The organism is Halpernia humi (genome assembly GCF_900108025.1).
Taxonomy (GTDB): Bacteria; Bacteroidota; Bacteroidia; order Flavobacteriales; family Weeksellaceae; genus Halpernia; species Halpernia humi.
The window spans coordinates 22,911-37,525 of sequence record NZ_FNUS01000004.1 but is presented as its reverse complement, the minus strand read 5'-3'; the positions used below and the strand labels follow the sequence as shown (position 1 = coordinate 37,525).

The following is a 14,615-nucleotide window of genomic DNA, read 5'->3' as shown; positions in this document are numbered from 1 at the left end:
TTAGTTACAAATGAAACAAGACACAACTTTCCAAGAATTAAAAAATTCTGGTTTTACTCATAAAACTATTAACGAAGAAATTCAGCAGAATTTAATTAAAAAAATAAAAGCAAAACAACCAGTTTTCGAAGGTTTGTGGGGTTATGAAGACACCGTGGTTCCACAATTGAAGAAAGCGCTTTTGGCAGGTCATCATATTAATTTGCTTGGTTTGCGCGGGCAAGCAAAAACAAAAATTGCCAGAAGTATGGTCAGTTTGTTGGATGAATATATGCCGATTGTAAAAGGTTCTGAAATTAATGACAGCCCGTTTCAGCCGATTTCAAAATTTGCAAGAGATTTAATTGAAGAACTTGGCGACGAAACACCAATTTCTTGGGTTCACAGAAATGACCGATTTTTTGAAAAATTAGCAACACCAGATGTAAATGTTTCCGATTTAATCGGCGATATTGATCCTATAAAAGCGGCGACCTTAAAATTGCCTTATTCCGACGAGCGCGTTTTGCATTACGGCATGATCCCAAGAGCGAATCGCAGCATTTTTGTTTTAAATGAATTGCCAGATTTACAGGCGAGAATTCAGGTTTCTTTATTTAATATTTTGCAGGAAGGCGATATTCAAATTCGTGGATTTCAGTTGAGAATGCCTTTAGATATTCAGTTTGTGTTCACCGCAAATCCAGAAGATTACACCAACCGAGGAAGCATTGTGACGCCTTTGAAAGATAGAATTGGTTCTCAAATTTTCACCCATTATCCCAAAACAATTGCTTTGGCCAGACAAATTACCGAGCAAGAAGCGTTGATTTCTGAAACAGATGCAAAATCGATTAAAGTACCAAATTTAGCCAAAAATTTATTGGAAGAAGTGGCATTTGCTGCTAGAAATAGCGAGTTTGTAGATGCAAAAAGTGGCGTGAGCGCAAGGCTAAGCATTTCTGCAATGGAAAATTTAATGGCTGCCGCAAAATTACGTTTAATAGAATCTGAATCTGAAAAAACCACTGTTCGATTGATAGATTTTATGTCGATTATTCCTTCTATCACGGGAAAAATTGAATTGGTTTATGAAGGCGAACAAGAAGGCGCAGATGAGGTTGCAAAAATTTTAATTGATGCCGCAGTGATGAAACAATTCGAAACTATTTTCCCAAAAATACCAAAATTGGAAAAAGAAGGTAAAAAAACGGCTTATACAGATTTAATTCAATGGTTTAATACCAATGAACTTGAATTAAATTTTTCTGATACTGATGAAGAATTTTATGCCAATTTAAATAGTGTTTCCCCGCTTTTAGATTTGGTAGCAGAATATGCTGAAAATTTTAACAAGGAAGATCAAAATTTCTGTAAAGAAATGGTTTTGTGGGCGTTAACGATCAGTAAAAAACTCGATAAATCGGAAAATGACACGCGCTACAAATTTGATGCGGCAAGTATCGGCACACGTCTTTGGAATAATTAATCTTTGACATTTACGCGTAGAATATTCTCGAATATTTAGCAGATAACGTAGATTTTTACACAAATTAAAATCTAAATTATTTGCTAAATTTTTTAAATAAAAACTCACCAAATTTATTATTTAAAACTTGTGTGATTAAAGAACACTAACTTTGCAAAATGATATTTGATATAATAATTATCGGTGGCGGACCAATTGGTTTAAATTGCGCACTAGAAGCCAAAAAAAATGACCTTTCTTATTTAATAATTGAAAAAGGAACGATTGTCAATTCTTTGTATAATTATCCTTTGTATATGACGTTTTTTTCTTCTTCAGATAAATTAGAAATCGCGGAAATTCCTTTTATTTCAACGGCACCAAAACCGGGCAGGAGAGAGGCTTTAGAATATTACCAAACTATTGCACGCCAAAGAAATCTCAACATCAATCTTTATGAAGAAGTTTTAAAAATTACTAAAAATGAAATTTTTTTAGTTGAAACTTCCAAGAATAATTACCATGCAAAAAATGTAATAATTGCAACCGGTTTTTATGATATTCCAAATTTGATGAACGTAAAAGGTGAAAATTTACCTAAAGTTTTACATTATTATAAAGAACCTTATCCGTTTGCAAAACAGAAAGTTGCCGTCATTGGTTCGAGCAATTCCGCGGTTGATGCCGCTTTAGAAACTTACCGAAAAGGTGCAGAAGTTACAATGATCATCCGACACAATGAGTTTTCTAAAAGTGTAAAATATTGGGTAAAACCAGATATTGAAAACAGAATTAAAGAAAAATCTATCGCCGCACATTTTAACTCGGAAGTAGTAGAAATCACAGAAAATTCTATCATTTTTAAAGATGAAAATGGAAAAATTCAGGAAATAGAAAACGATTTTGTTCTTGCAATGACGGGTTATTTGCCCAACTTTAAATTTCTACAAAATTCTGGAATTGAATTGCAAGGCGATTGCCTAAATCCGTTTTACAACCAAGAAACAATGGAAACCAATGTTCCCAATTTGTATTTGGCAGGCGTTGTTTGCGGCGGCAAAGACACACATCTTTGGTTTATAGAAAACTCAAGAATTCACGCAGAAATGATCGTGAATAATATTGTTTCTAAAAATTAAATGTAACGTTTTTGAAGTCTTTCGGACAGATTATTTAGATTAATTTTAAATATTTTTTATGAAAAAACTGATCTCATCACCTGCAATTCCAGTTTTTGTAGTCGGTCTTTTTTTATGGGCTTTTGCTTTCATATTAAAGAAAATACTGCGTTTTTCTGACAATGTTTTTATTAGCGTTTTTATTTTTGGACTTGTATTAGAATTAATCGGGCTTATTTTAATTATAAAAATTTATAAATCAAAAAGAAAAAAGCGTTGATTTAAAATAAATCAACGCTTCAATTTTATAAAAATTCTACTTTTTATTCCGGTTTAAAACTATCTTTCAAAGTCACAGTTTGATTAAAAACCAAATGATTTTCTGAAGAATCTCTGTCTTTCGTAAAATAACCCAAACGTTGAAATTGCAACGGTTCTTCTACGGCAACATCTTTCAAATTTGGCTCACCAAAACCATTAATAATTTTTAAAGAATTTGGATTAACAAATTCTAAAAAGTCGGTTTCTTTTTCTCCATCTGGCTGCTCTACGGTGAAAAGTCTTTCATACATTCTCACTTCAATTGGCAACGCATTTTTCGCAGAAACCCAATGAAGCGTTCCTTTTACTTTTCTTAAACTTTCTTCCGTTCCACTTCCAGATTTACTTTTCTCGTCGTAAGTAGCGTAAATCGTTGTGATTTCACCATTTTCATCTTTATCTACGCGTTCTGCTTTAATGATGTAACCAGATTTTAAACGAACTTCACCGCCCAATTTTAAACGGAAAAATTTCTTGTTTGCTTCTTCCCTAAAATCTTCTTTTTCAATGTAAAGTTCTCTGCCGAAAGGAATTTGCCGTGTTCCTGCATTTTCATCTTCCGGATTATTTTCCGTTTCCAGCATTTCAACTTTATCTTCCGGATAATTTTCTATAATTAATTTCACAGGATCCAAAACCGCCATCATTCTTTTGGCGACTTTATTCAAATCTTCGCGCACGCAAAATTCTAAAAGTGCGATGTCTATTAAGTTTTCACGTTTTGCAACGCCTACTTTTTCAATAAAATTTTTAATCGAATTTGGTGTGTAACCTTTTCTTCGCATCCCGGAAATTGTCGGCATTCTTGGATCGTCCCATCCAGTTACCACATTTTCTGCGACCAATCTTTGCAGTTTTCTTTTGGATGTAATTAAATAAGAAACATTCATTCTCGCAAACTCGCGCTGCTTATTTCGCACCGTTCCTTCTTTATAAATTTGGTTTAAATACCAATCGTAAAGTGGACGGTGATTTTCAAATTCTAAACTACAAAGTGAGTGCGAAATTTGTTCTAAATAATCACTTTCGCCGTGTGCCCAATCGTACATTGGGTAAATCTTCCATTTGTCGCCCGTTCTGTGGTGGTTTTTTTTCAAAATTCGGTACATCACAGGATCGCGCATATTCATATTTGGCGATTTCATGTCGATTTTTGCGCGCAAACTCATGGTTCCGACTTCAAATTCGCCGTTTTTCATGCCTTCAAAAAGTTTTAAACTTTCTTCAACTGGCCTGTTTCTGTAAGGTGATTCTACGCCGTCTTCAAAAGGATTTTTTCTTTGTTCGGTAATTTCTTCGGATTTTTGCTCGTCGATATAGGCTTTTCCGTCCTTGATCATTTGCACAGCCCAATTGTATAAATCATCAAAATAATCTGAAGCATACAATTCCTTATCATATTTAAAACCCAACCAATCAATATCTTTTTTGATGGAATCTACAAATTCTTGCTCTTCTTTTTCAGGATTGGTGTCATCAAAACGAAGATTTACGGGCGCGTTATATTTTTCACCCAAACCAAAATTAATGCAAATCGCCTTTGTGTGACCTACGTGAAGATATCCGTTTGGTTCCGGCGGAAAACGAAATCGCAATTTGTCTTTCGATAAACCATTGGCTAAATCTTCTTCTATAATTTGCTCGATAAAATTGAGGGATTTTTTTTCTTCTTCCATAGGATTATTCATTTTGCAAATTTAAACAAAAGTGAGGGAATTTTTATTTTGCATATCCAATTTTCTAATATTAAAAATAGATTTAATTAATTATTAATATTTCCGCCGTATTATTAATTTATCTTTATTTTGCAAAATAATATTTTTGGTATAAATAAAATCTAAATCAACCAAAAAAGTTGAGGTAAAATTGAAAGAATGAGAGTTGATATTTTAATGTGTACTTACAATGGTGAAGATTTTATTGAGCAACAAATACAATCTATTTTAGACCAAACGCACAAAGATTTTAAGTTAATTATTGTTGATGATATTTCTTCGGATCGAACAGTTGAGATTTTAAAGAAATTGATTTTAACTGATGATAGAATTGAATTTCATCAAAATGAGAAAAATTTAGGATATTTCAATAATTTTCTTTCTGGGTTGAAATATGTGAAATCTGAGTATCTATTTTTCGCCGATCAAGATGATATTTGGCTCAAAAATAAAATCGAGATTCAATTGGCAGATTTGGTGAAAGAAGATGAAAATGTTTTGATGAACTTTTCAAATTCTTATCTTTTATACAATGAAAGCGACGTTAATACGATCTGCAAATCAAAAAGAGATCCCAATAAAATTAAACCTTATTATTCTTTCCCGATTGATTTAGCCTTGAAAAATATTGTGGCGGGACATACGATTTTGATTCGTTCTAATCAAATTCCTTACATCATTGAAAGGATGTCGAAAATAAAAGATAGAAATAAGATTTATTTTGATTATGTTCTTACATTGATACTTTTAGATGTAGGGAAAATTAAATTTTTAAATAAGTCGTTGGTTTATTTTAGGCAACATCCAAATAGTACTTCGACCAAAATGCGAATGAACTATTACATTTACGTGGCTTCTAACGCGTATGCAATTTCGCAGATAAGCACCTCTCGAAAAATGGTTAATTATTTTTCAGTTTTAAACCAAACCATTTCAAAAAAACCAAATTTTTCTACCTATGTTAAACTTTTGCGCCAAAATTTAATTAATTTTAACTACATCTTGAATAATTATGATTTTTATAAAATAGATAAAAAACCATCATTTTTTAAAAGAATTTATATGTGCTTCAGTTTATCTTACCGTTTTTCTGTACTGAAATAAAATAATCAAATTTTAAACGAAAGTTGATCTCCATTTAATTCTAAAACGGAAGGAAAATTATTCGTGAAAAGCGCGCCGGTTCCCAAACCTTGCGGCATTTTATTGTTTTTGGTAAAAGTATATTGCGCAATTGCGTTTAAACCAATGTTGCTTTCTAAAGCCGAAGTAATCCACCAACCGATATTGAGATTTTCTGCTAAAGAAATCCATTCGTCGCAACCAGAAAAACCGCCTACCAAAGCGGGTTTCAAGATGATATATTGCGGTTTTATTTGTTCTAAAAGTTGTTTTTTTTCTGCAAAATTTATCACGCCAATTAATTCTTCATCCAAAGCGATCGGCGTAGGTGTTTCGGCGCAAAGTTCCGCCATTTCATTGCGAGGAACGAAGCAATCCGTTGAATTTCTTGATTCTTGGCTCTTGGTTCTTGGTTCTTTTGAAATCGCTTTTATCGGTTGTTCAATAGAATGAATTTCTAAATCGACCAATTCCTGCAAAACTATTTTTGCTTCGTCAAAAGAAAATCCACCGTTTGCATCGACGCGTAATTCTAAAATTTCGCTGGAAAAATTTTGTCTTAAATGTTTTAAAATTTCTTTTTCAGAAACCCAATCTACGCCGATTTTTAGTTTGATGCAATCAAAACCTTGCGCTACTTTTTCTTCAATTTGGCTTTGCATAAACGCGGCGTTTCCCATCCAGATTAATCCGTTGATTTTTATGGAAGATTTTCCTTCGGTAAATTCACTTGGGAAATAAATGTTTTCTGGTAGATTTAAGTTTAAAATTGCTTGTTCGTAGCCAAACCAAATGGAAGGGAAATTTTGTAATTCTTGCTTTAAAACTTCAGGGTTTTCATTAATATGTTCACAAAGCCAAGTTAGTTTTTCTTCATAAGCCGGAACATCATCAAAACTCAAACCTCGGAAAAGTGCGCATTCGCCAATTCCTTTTTTATCGCCATCAAATATTTCTAGAAAAAAAGTTTCTTTTATATTTAAAATACCGCGCGACGTTCCGCTGGGATTTTTGAAGTTGAGGATGTATTTTTTGAATTTGGAGGTCATTTTAATTAATTTAATTGATTTTCCAACTATTTTATATTTGTCGATGAGCAAGGTTTCTACTACAAAACCTAGTTTTTAAAATAGATGTTTGAAAAAGCACAAATCTGCCTTAAGAATATTGTTATGTACTCACTTTTGGATGCGTCCTCAAATGGGTCTTTTTTTCTGTCTGTGTGAATTTTGTCTTCCAATTTCTGCAAAGCAGTTTGTAAATAATTAAATAAGTTCGGAAAGTATTAACTTTTTCTGTTTAAGTGTATTCCTAATCGCTTTATCTCTTACATTTGGGTCATCGTTATTTATGAGGTCAAAATATTTTACGGGAACTACTTGCCACGATAAGCCGTATTTGTCTTTGCACCAACCGCAGGAACTTTCTTGTCCGCCATTTTTAGTTAAGGCGTTCCAATAATAATCTGTTTCGGCCTGGTCTTTTGTGTTAATGACTAAAGATACGGATTCATTAAATTTCTGAAATGGCCCTGCTGCTAAAATGCTTAATTCTAGGCCTGCAATTTCAATGGTAGCAGTTTCAAAGTTTCCACCACCTGCTTCTGGTGGGTTTGTGTATTTGTGATGTTGTTTTAGTTTACCATCTTTAAATATGGAAAGATAGTAATCGGCAACTTCTTTGGCATCAGTTGTTTCGACCCAAATTGAAGGAGTTATTTTTTGAGGGATCATTTTTTTAGTCGTATTTTTGGTGTTACTTTTTGCTACACTTTGCCTGATTTTATTGCTTTTTGCTTTTGACTTTAATTTTAGTATAAAAACGCTAAAGTATTTACAAATGCTAATTTAAAAAATTAAATTTACCAAAAAATTGACATTTGCACCAAACTGCAAATAGGTATTCGATTATTTTTCTGCTATAATAATTGTATGGATTTCTTTTGTTTTGTAATTTTTAATATAATTTTTACGTATTACATTTTGCTTTTCAAAATTGTTAAGTTTTAATTGGTTTGTTAAGAGCCTGTTTAAATTTATAATTTATTTTTACCATTAAGGAATTAAGCCATTTTCGCTTAAAAAACTTAATAAAAATCAATTTATTGATTGCTTAATCAGAATAAACTTAACTCACTGAAATTCTTAATGTTAAATTTAAGAATAAACAGATTTTATTTTAATTTAGAAAATTAAGAAAAGGCTATAAAAAATTTATTGAATGAAATTTAAACAGGCTCTAAGTTTTCTAAATTGTGATAGTAGAAGTAAGTTCTGTCTCCGCTACTTCCTTTTAAATATCCCGATTTTTCTTTTTTCGGCTTTTAGGCGTATTAAATTTTCGTCAAAGTCAAAATCTTCAACTCTTGGACTTTCTAAACCTTTTTGAATTGCATTTCTCAAAGTAATAACTTTACTTTCTTCATCTTCTAAAAGTCGAAGTCCTGCACGAATAACTTCACTTAAATTTTTATATTTGAATATGATTTTTTTGCTTCTTAATTTTCAAATTTGTCTTACAGATTATTTTCTTTTAAGTTGTCAAAAATAAGTTTGTCAAACTCTGATTTTTAAAATTGAGACTGTATTGCTTGAATTTTGCTGTCATTATTACAAAACATTTAATTGCAAAAGTAGCAAAAGTTACTTTGTAGTAAAGGTTTTAATTTAGAATATTAATTTATTTAGAGAGATTTTCATAAAAAAAAGCTGCACATTTTTTTTGTGCAACTTTCTTCATCAATTGTGTCTTTAGAACCAATAAACTATACTTTTATTTAATAAAAAATTAAAATAGGACTACACTTTTTATTTATGCAGTTTGGATCTTAGATTACTGATGCAAAATTAATATCTAAAAATCATCTGCAGTAGCCCATTCAGACAAATCGATAGCCCAATCGGACATCTTTTGTTTATTTTTTCTCGAAAAAAAATGAATTAGTTGGATGCGTTTTCTGGTCGAAAATCTGAAGGAAGTTTGCCATGTTTTTTCTTGAATGCTGCGCTAAATTTACTTGGGCTTTCGTAGCCCACTTGATAGCAAATGTGCTTTATTTGCATTTCGGTGCTTAGCAAAAGTTGCATGGCCAATTGCATTTTTTTCTCAATAATATACTGTAATATCGAGGTTCCATACACCGATTTGAAATCTGTTTTCAATTTAGTTGGCGATATATTTAGTTTTAGAGCAAGTGCATCAATCCCGATAAATTGTTCTGATAAATTGGTAGAGATTATACTTTCGCATTTCGCAATTAATTTATAATCAATGCTGCCTTTTTCCCGATAATTTCCGCTTCGTAGATCTGCAACTGCATTTTTAAAAAAAGAGGAGATCAAACTTAAAGCCTGCGTTTTTAATAGTGTTTCATTAAAAACATCTTCTTTAAAAGTCTTAAAAATATGCAAAATCTCATGCGCAAAATGTTCTGCATTGGGCACAATATCTTGGTAAGAAATAAAACCTTTATCGGAATCTAAAAACATTTTAAAAGGAGTTTTTGCATCCAATTTATCAAGCGGAATGTGTTTTTCTAACCAACTTGGGCTGACGTAAAAAATATAAAATTCGCATTTTGAGCCTTTATAAAAACTCGCTCCCACGTCTGTACCGGGCTTTTTTAAACTCCAAAATTTATTAAAAAATGGCATTTTATTGATAAAAGTGTTTTGAAGTTTTACTTCACTTTCAAAAACGGTAAAAGTAATAGAGTAGTGCTCACTTGGAAGATCTCTGTCGTAAGCCGATTTGATTATGGTGTTGTATTTGAATTTTACACTGGTGATGGTAAGCCACAATCCTTCATCTATTTTGCGATAGCGCATTTCTCCTTTAATGAAGGGATTGTTTCGGTAAACGGCTTGCTCTTCGGGAACATGTTTGCTTCCGGGAGATTTTATGGTAGATTCGATAAATAATTCGGGCGTATTGGCTAAGAAAGGAAATTCAAAAAACCCGTCTTTGAAGAAATTAAAGTTAGGTTTTACAAATTGAAACCATTTGGCTAAAATCATATAGGTTGACGTAATAAAATGAGTATGGTAGTAAAATACACGCTTTTTTCATTTCATCATTTGGTTTTTTAGAACGTTAGCACGGCGTTTTAATCCGTGCTTATAAATGTAGTGTAATTTTATTAGATAAGCTGTTATTTCTCTACTATTATTTATTTGTTGGTCTTGGGTTGCACATGCGCAGTATTGGAAAATAACGCATTCTAAGAAACGCAAAAATCCTTACAATAAAAATAAACCTTTCTAAAATCGTTTTATAAGAACTTTCTTTTATCTTATTTTTTTTAAAAAATATTGAAAATGTTGGGGTTGTGGGGCGGTTATCCTTGTTACCTGTAGTTTTTATTTACTTGGAGGTGGAGGTCCAACTTTTGTTGCAGGTTTATATCTAGATAATTGTTCAGGTGTTCCTATAATCTTGACATCATCATCAATATAAAGTATATTCATTTTAAGATTTTGATTTTTCGTTATATCAATTGTCTTAATATTATTATCGTCAATAGTAATTTGTATCAAGTCGAGATTATTCGATAAGTCAAGATTTTCTAATTTATTATTATCAATAGTCAAATATTTTAATTTTTTAAATTGACTTAAGTCAATCCTTTTTATTTGATTATCCATAATATTTAAAGACACAATATTAGGACAGTTTTTAATTTTAACTGTTTTTAATTGATTTAAACCACAAGCAAATTCATTTAGTAATGGTAGATTAGAAATTTCAAGTTTTTTCAACTTATTTCTTGCGATATATAGTTTTTCTAATTTTAAAAAATCCTTAATTATGAATTCTTCAATATTGTTGATTGTAAGTGATAAATAGGTCAAATTTTTGAAATACTTTACGTCATTTGCATTTGTTAAATTTGTTTCCATTAAACTTAGTTTTTCCAAACTTTCAGTTTCATTTTGTTCAATCCGATTGTTTTTGTTTGCGTCAATTTCAGGATATTTTGTTAAAACTAATTTTTCAAATTCTGGATTCTCAAATTTTATACTTTGAGCGGAACAAATAGTCGTAATAAGTAAAAAAAAAGTTGATATAATTTTCATAAATGTCAATTATGGATAGTGTTGTTAAAATTGCATATAACGTACGGCTCGGCTTTGTTGTCGTTCTGAAAAGGAAGTTGAAAACTTCTTTTTCAGAATGCGTCAAAGCCGACAGTTGTGAAAACGTCGTGCGAATGCAACGATGGTTTCACAACTGTCGGCGAAGCCGAGCCGTACGTTGGGAAAAATCGTCCCGAAGGGCGATTTTTCCCAACGGTTGGCGGCTACCCGAAGGGCGGGACTTTTACCACAAAACTTGATTTGAAAAATTAATGTTTGATTAACCACAAAACTGTCTTTGGAACACGAAACCCCGCCTTTTGGGTAGGTGATGTTAGCGGTTCGGTTTTCTTTATCTTTCGTCATTTCTTGATTGCGTGTCGGATTTACTTATAAGTTTAACGGCAAATAAATCATTTTCTTTTTCTTCACACTCTACAATGTCCAAATGCTTAAATTCTCCAAGCAAATCATTTTCGTATAGTTCACAAATTTGGTACTGATTATTTGGCAGACACTCGGCTTGGACTGTTATCCAAGTATCGTTTTTACTTTTTACCTGAATGGTTGTCATTGTTGCAAAGCCTTCTGTCCAGTTGTCTTGGTCCAGTTCGTATTCCGAAATTTCAAATGCGTCTGGTCTGTATTTAAAACCATTTTTGTCTTTAAGTCTATTTATTGCTAATTCAGTTTGTTCTCTTGTCGAGTAAGCCCCAATTAATTTCGTCTCTTCATATTCTTCAAGTTCGTAGGAATGATGTAAAATAAATACTGTTTTCATTGTCTTGATACTGTTTTTAAACTGACCGCTAACGTACGGCTCGGCTTTGTCGTCGTTCTGAAAAGGAAGTTGAAAACTTCTTTTTCAGAATGCGTCAAAGGCGACAGTTGTGAAAACGTCGTGCGAATGCAACGATGGTTTCACAACTGTCGGCGAAGCCGAGCCGTACGTTGGGAAAAATCGTCCCGAAGGGCGATTTTTCCCAACTTGTATATATGTATGACAAAACTATACATATCCACCTAAAATCGTTGGGATATGTATGACTATCGTCATATTTTTATTTAATGTCAAATATAGAAAAAAGGATCTAATGACAATTGCGGTAAACCGCAAACAGGTGAATTATTTTTTATTTTGCGAAACTTTCTTCCCGTGGAAAGAAAATATACCCGAAATTCTAGCCCCGATTGCAGTGGAAATCCTTTTTTGCTGCGATCCGCCAAAGGCGGAGACGCGCAAAAAAGATTGAAACGGAAAGCGGGACCAATCTTCAAAAAAAAACAAAAATATTGTTGCTTCTAAACCTAAACCTAAACCTAAACCTCAACCTCAACCTTTTCCCGCATTTCGCATAAATTCTTCCGCTTTTTCTACCATTGTAGAACTGCCGCAGAAAAACGGCACTCTTTGGTGCAATTCGGTAGGTTCTATTTCTAAAACGCGCTGAAAACCATCGCTGCATTTTCCACCGGCTTGTTCTGCTAAAAAAGCCATCGGATTGCATTCGTAGAGCAATCGGAGTTTTCCATTCGGGGATTGTGATGTGGACGGATAAATGTAAATCCCGCCTTTGATCATATTTCGGTGGAAATCTGAAACCAAAGAACCAATATATCTGGAAGTGTAAGGTCGGTCTTCTTTTTCTTCTTGGCAGTATTTTAGATAATCTTTCACGCCTTGAGGGAATTTGATGTAATTTCCTTCATTAATGGAATAAATTTTTCCAGTTTTGCTGAAGGTCATATTTGGGTGCGATAGATAATAAGTCCCAATTGAAGGGTCTAAAGTAAAGCCGTTCACGCCATTTCCTGTCGTGTAAACTATCATTGTAGAAGAGCCGTAAACAACGTAACCCGCGGCAACTTGGTTCACACCTTTTTGTAGAAAATCTCGTAATTCTACAGGTTGGCCAGGCTCAGAAACGCGGCGATAAATTGAAAAAATGGTTCCTACAGAAACATTCACATCAATATTTGAGGAACCGTCTAAAGGATCGATTAAAACCACATATTTGCTTAAATGTGCATTTGTACCGCTTTTTAATTCTATAAATTCGTCGTTTTCTTCGGAGGCAATGCCGCAAACTACTTCTCTTTGAGAAAGGGCTTCTATGAAAATTTCATTGGCCAAAACATCTAATTTTTGCTGATCTTCACCTTGGATATTTTGGTTTCCGGCTTGCCCGATAATTTCCGCAATTCCGGCTTTGTTTACCTCGCGATTTACCACTTTTGAAGCGAGACGAATCGCACTTAATAATCGGGAAAGTTCGCCACTGGAATATTTGAAATCGTCTTGTTTCTCAATTAGAAATTCGCCCAGAGTTTGAAAGGTTTGATCCGACATTTTTAGATTTTTTTGGTTGCTTACAAATTTCGTAAAACTTTTTCAGAATAAGACTAATAAAGGAAATTTTATCGTCTAAAAAAAAGACAATAGCGTTAAACTTTAGATTGGAAATATTCAGTTTTCATATCTCGTTCTAAATTAATATTTTTGGTGGTTGAATAAATGCATAGAGTTTTAATTTATTTAACTTAACAAATTGATTTATATACTTTTAAATGAAAATTTTTAAATTTGGTGGCGCGTCTGTGAAAGATGCGGAGGGCATAAAAAATGTGGCGGTTGTATTAGAAACTGAGCATTTTAGCAAATGTTTGATTGTGGTTTCTGCAATGGGGAAAACAACAAATGCTTTGGAAAAGGTGGTTCAAAATTATTTTGAAAAGAAAGATTATGAAACGGAAGTAGAAAAAATTAAAGAAAACCATCTTGAAATTACATCAGAACTATTTTCTGAAAACCATCCTGTGTTATCGGAAATCGCGGTGTTTTTTGATGATATCAATTCTTTTTTACGCAGAAATAAATCTCCAAATTATAATTTTGTTTACGACCAAGTGGTTGGTTGTGGCGAAATGATTTCTTCTAAAATTTTAAGTGAATATTTGAATGATATTCAGTTTAAAAATAATTGGATTGACGCGAGAGATTACATCAAAACCGATTCTCAATACCGAGAAGGTCTTGTAAATTGGGAAGAAACCGAGAAAAATATTAAAACACTAAATAATTCTGAATGTTTTGTAACGCAAGGTTTTATCGGTTCAGACCCGAATAATTTTACGGTAACTTTGGGAAGAGAAGGTTCAGATTATTCTGCCGCGATTTTTGCTTATTGCCTAGATGCAGATCATCTTACGATTTGGAAAGACGTGCCTGGAGTGATGACTGGCGATCCGCGCAAATTTGAAAATGTGCAATTGCTTTCTGGGATTTCTTATGAGGAAGCGATAGAAATGGCATATTATGGTGCTTCCATTATTCACCCAAAAACGTTGCAACCTTTAAAACAAAAGAATATTCCATTTTTTGTAAAATCTTTTTTAAACCCAAAAGAAGCGGGCACAAAAGTAAGCGTAAGCGACCAAAATGAATATGTGGAAAGTTATATTTTGAAAGAAAACCAAATTTTAATTTATGTTTCTACAAGAGATTTTTCATTCATCGCAGAAGAACATTTAAGTCTCATTTTTTCTGAATTAGCAAAAAATAAAATTAAAATTTCATTGATGCAAAATTCAGCAATTTCTCTTGCTTTATGTGTAGAAGATAAATATAATAACATAAATTTGCTTAATTCTGAACTTTTAAAGTTTTTTGATATAGAAATTATAAAAGACGTTTCCCTGTTCACCATCCGAAATGCCGATACGTCTAAACTAGAAAATTTTTACGCCAATAGAAAAATATTGCTCGAGCAAATATCTCAAAAAACCCTGCAAATGGTTACAAACTAAGAAGCAAGAA

At 32.6% G+C, this 14,615-nt stretch carries 14 protein-coding genes; 6 read left to right on the top strand and 8 right to left on the bottom strand.

Annotation, left to right across the window (positions count from 1 at the left end):
- Window positions 1–10 precede the first annotated feature (10 nt).
- The 3 genes from C4S29_RS08705 (at window position 11) to C4S29_RS08695 (ending at window position 2,845) form a co-directional block, all read left to right on the top strand.
- On the top strand, window positions 11–1,468 hold the full coding sequence (locus tag C4S29_RS08705; RefSeq protein ID WP_103913765.1) for a sigma 54-interacting transcriptional regulator: 1,458 nt from the start codon (window positions 11–13) through the stop codon (window positions 1,466–1,468).
- Window positions 1,469–1,626: 158 nt separating this feature from the next.
- The gene (locus C4S29_RS08700) at window positions 1,627–2,586 is read left to right on the top strand and encodes a YpdA family putative bacillithiol disulfide reductase (RefSeq protein ID WP_103913764.1); all 960 of its coding nucleotides are present in this window, start codon (window positions 1,627–1,629) and stop codon (window positions 2,584–2,586) included.
- A gap of 58 nt (window positions 2,587–2,644) precedes the next feature.
- The gene (locus C4S29_RS08695) at window positions 2,645–2,845 is read left to right on the top strand and encodes a hypothetical protein (protein WP_103913763.1); all 201 of its coding nucleotides are present in this window, start codon (window positions 2,645–2,647) and stop codon (window positions 2,843–2,845) included.
- Window positions 2,846–2,888: 43 nt separating this feature from the next.
- Here C4S29_RS08695 and C4S29_RS08690 read toward each other — a convergent pair whose 3' ends face one another.
- Complete coding sequence (locus C4S29_RS08690; protein ID WP_103913938.1) at window positions 2,889–4,562, bottom strand: glutamine--tRNA ligase/YqeY domain fusion protein; 1,674 nt, start codon at window positions 4,560–4,562, stop codon at window positions 2,889–2,891.
- A gap of 198 nt (window positions 4,563–4,760) precedes the next feature.
- Here C4S29_RS08690 and C4S29_RS08685 point away from each other — a divergent pair, with 198 nt between their 5' ends.
- A complete protein-coding gene (locus C4S29_RS08685; RefSeq protein ID WP_103913762.1) occupies window positions 4,761–5,705 on the top strand; it encodes a glycosyltransferase in 945 nt (314 codons plus the stop codon).
- 5 nt (window positions 5,706–5,710) lie between these two features.
- Here the strand turns inward: C4S29_RS08685 and C4S29_RS08680 are convergent, their stop codons facing one another.
- The 5 genes from C4S29_RS08680 to C4S29_RS08660 form a co-directional block, all read right to left on the bottom strand.
- Entirely contained in the window at window positions 5,711–6,772 is a 1,062-nt protein-coding gene (locus tag C4S29_RS08680; RefSeq protein ID WP_103913937.1) for an o-succinylbenzoate synthase, read from the bottom strand.
- Window positions 6,773–6,988: 216 nt separating this feature from the next.
- Complete coding sequence (locus tag C4S29_RS08675; RefSeq protein WP_103913761.1) at window positions 6,989–7,456, bottom strand: VOC family protein; 468 nt, start codon at window positions 7,454–7,456, stop codon at window positions 6,989–6,991.
- Window positions 7,457–8,005: 549 nt separating this feature from the next.
- Window positions 8,006–8,206, bottom strand: a complete 201-nt coding sequence (locus C4S29_RS08670) for a type II toxin-antitoxin system ParD family antitoxin (protein WP_262496761.1) — start codon at window positions 8,204–8,206, stop codon at window positions 8,006–8,008.
- 456 nt (window positions 8,207–8,662) lie between these two features.
- Window positions 8,663–9,739: a helix-turn-helix domain-containing protein gene (locus C4S29_RS08665; protein ID WP_103913759.1), complete on the bottom strand. Its 1,077-nt coding sequence runs from the start codon at window positions 9,737–9,739 to the stop codon at window positions 8,663–8,665.
- A gap of 342 nt (window positions 9,740–10,081) precedes the next feature.
- Window positions 10,082–10,798 (bottom strand): leucine-rich repeat domain-containing protein, encoded by a 717-nt coding sequence (locus C4S29_RS08660; RefSeq protein ID WP_103913758.1) that lies wholly within the window; start codon window positions 10,796–10,798, stop codon window positions 10,082–10,084.
- 117 nt (window positions 10,799–10,915) lie between these two features.
- On the opposite strand from C4S29_RS08660, the gene C4S29_RS14745 reads away from it, so the two are divergent.
- Window positions 10,916–11,071 carry a hypothetical protein gene (locus tag C4S29_RS14745; protein WP_159969840.1) on the top strand — a complete coding sequence of 52 codons (156 nt, stop codon included), beginning with the start codon at window positions 10,916–10,918 and terminating at the stop codon, window positions 11,069–11,071.
- Between the two features lie 79 nt (window positions 11,072–11,150).
- Here the strand turns inward: C4S29_RS14745 and C4S29_RS14830 are convergent, their stop codons facing one another.
- Both C4S29_RS14830 and fbp read right to left on the bottom strand, forming a co-directional pair.
- A complete protein-coding gene (locus C4S29_RS14830) occupies window positions 11,151–11,579 on the bottom strand; it encodes a DUF7336 domain-containing protein (RefSeq protein WP_185116960.1) in 429 nt (142 codons plus the stop codon).
- Window positions 11,580–12,131: 552 nt separating this feature from the next.
- Window positions 12,132–13,148: a class 1 fructose-bisphosphatase gene (gene fbp, locus C4S29_RS08645; RefSeq protein ID WP_103913756.1), complete on the bottom strand. Its 1,017-nt coding sequence runs from the start codon at window positions 13,146–13,148 to the stop codon at window positions 12,132–12,134.
- 218 nt (window positions 13,149–13,366) lie between these two features.
- Between fbp and C4S29_RS08640 the strand changes: the two genes are divergently transcribed.
- Window positions 13,367–14,605: an aspartate kinase gene (locus C4S29_RS08640; protein WP_103913755.1), complete on the top strand. Its 1,239-nt coding sequence runs from the start codon at window positions 13,367–13,369 to the stop codon at window positions 14,603–14,605.
- Window positions 14,606–14,615: the final 10 nt, after the last annotated feature.

Coding starts and splice junctions, on each gene's coding strand:
- C4S29_RS08705 (WP_103913765.1), top strand. CDS start 11: ATGAAACAAGACACAACTTTCCAAGAATTAAAAAATTCTGGTTTTACT.
- C4S29_RS08700 (WP_103913764.1), top strand. CDS start 1,627: ATGATATTTGATATAATAATTATCGGTGGCGGACCAATTGGTTTAAAT.
- C4S29_RS08695 (WP_103913763.1), top strand. CDS start 2,645: ATGAAAAAACTGATCTCATCACCTGCAATTCCAGTTTTTGTAGTCGGT.
- C4S29_RS08690 (WP_103913938.1), bottom strand. CDS start 4,562: ATGGAAGAAGAAAAAAAATCCCTCAATTTTATCGAGCAAATTATAGAA.
- C4S29_RS08685 (WP_103913762.1), top strand. CDS start 4,761: ATGAGAGTTGATATTTTAATGTGTACTTACAATGGTGAAGATTTTATT.
- C4S29_RS08680 (WP_103913937.1), bottom strand. CDS start 6,772: ATGACCTCCAAATTCAAAAAATACATCCTCAACTTCAAAAATCCCAGC.
- C4S29_RS08675 (WP_103913761.1), bottom strand. CDS start 7,456: ATGATCCCTCAAAAAATAACTCCTTCAATTTGGGTCGAAACAACTGAT.
- C4S29_RS08665 (WP_103913759.1), bottom strand. CDS start 9,739: ATGATTTTAGCCAAATGGTTTCAATTTGTAAAACCTAACTTTAATTTC.
- C4S29_RS08660 (WP_103913758.1), bottom strand. CDS start 10,798: ATGAAAATTATATCAACTTTTTTTTTACTTATTACGACTATTTGTTCC.
- C4S29_RS14830 (WP_185116960.1), bottom strand. CDS start 11,579: ATGAAAACAGTATTTATTTTACATCATTCCTACGAACTTGAAGAATAT.
- fbp (WP_103913756.1), bottom strand. CDS start 13,148: ATGTCGGATCAAACCTTTCAAACTCTGGGCGAATTTCTAATTGAGAAA.
- C4S29_RS08640 (WP_103913755.1), top strand. CDS start 13,367: ATGAAAATTTTTAAATTTGGTGGCGCGTCTGTGAAAGATGCGGAGGGC.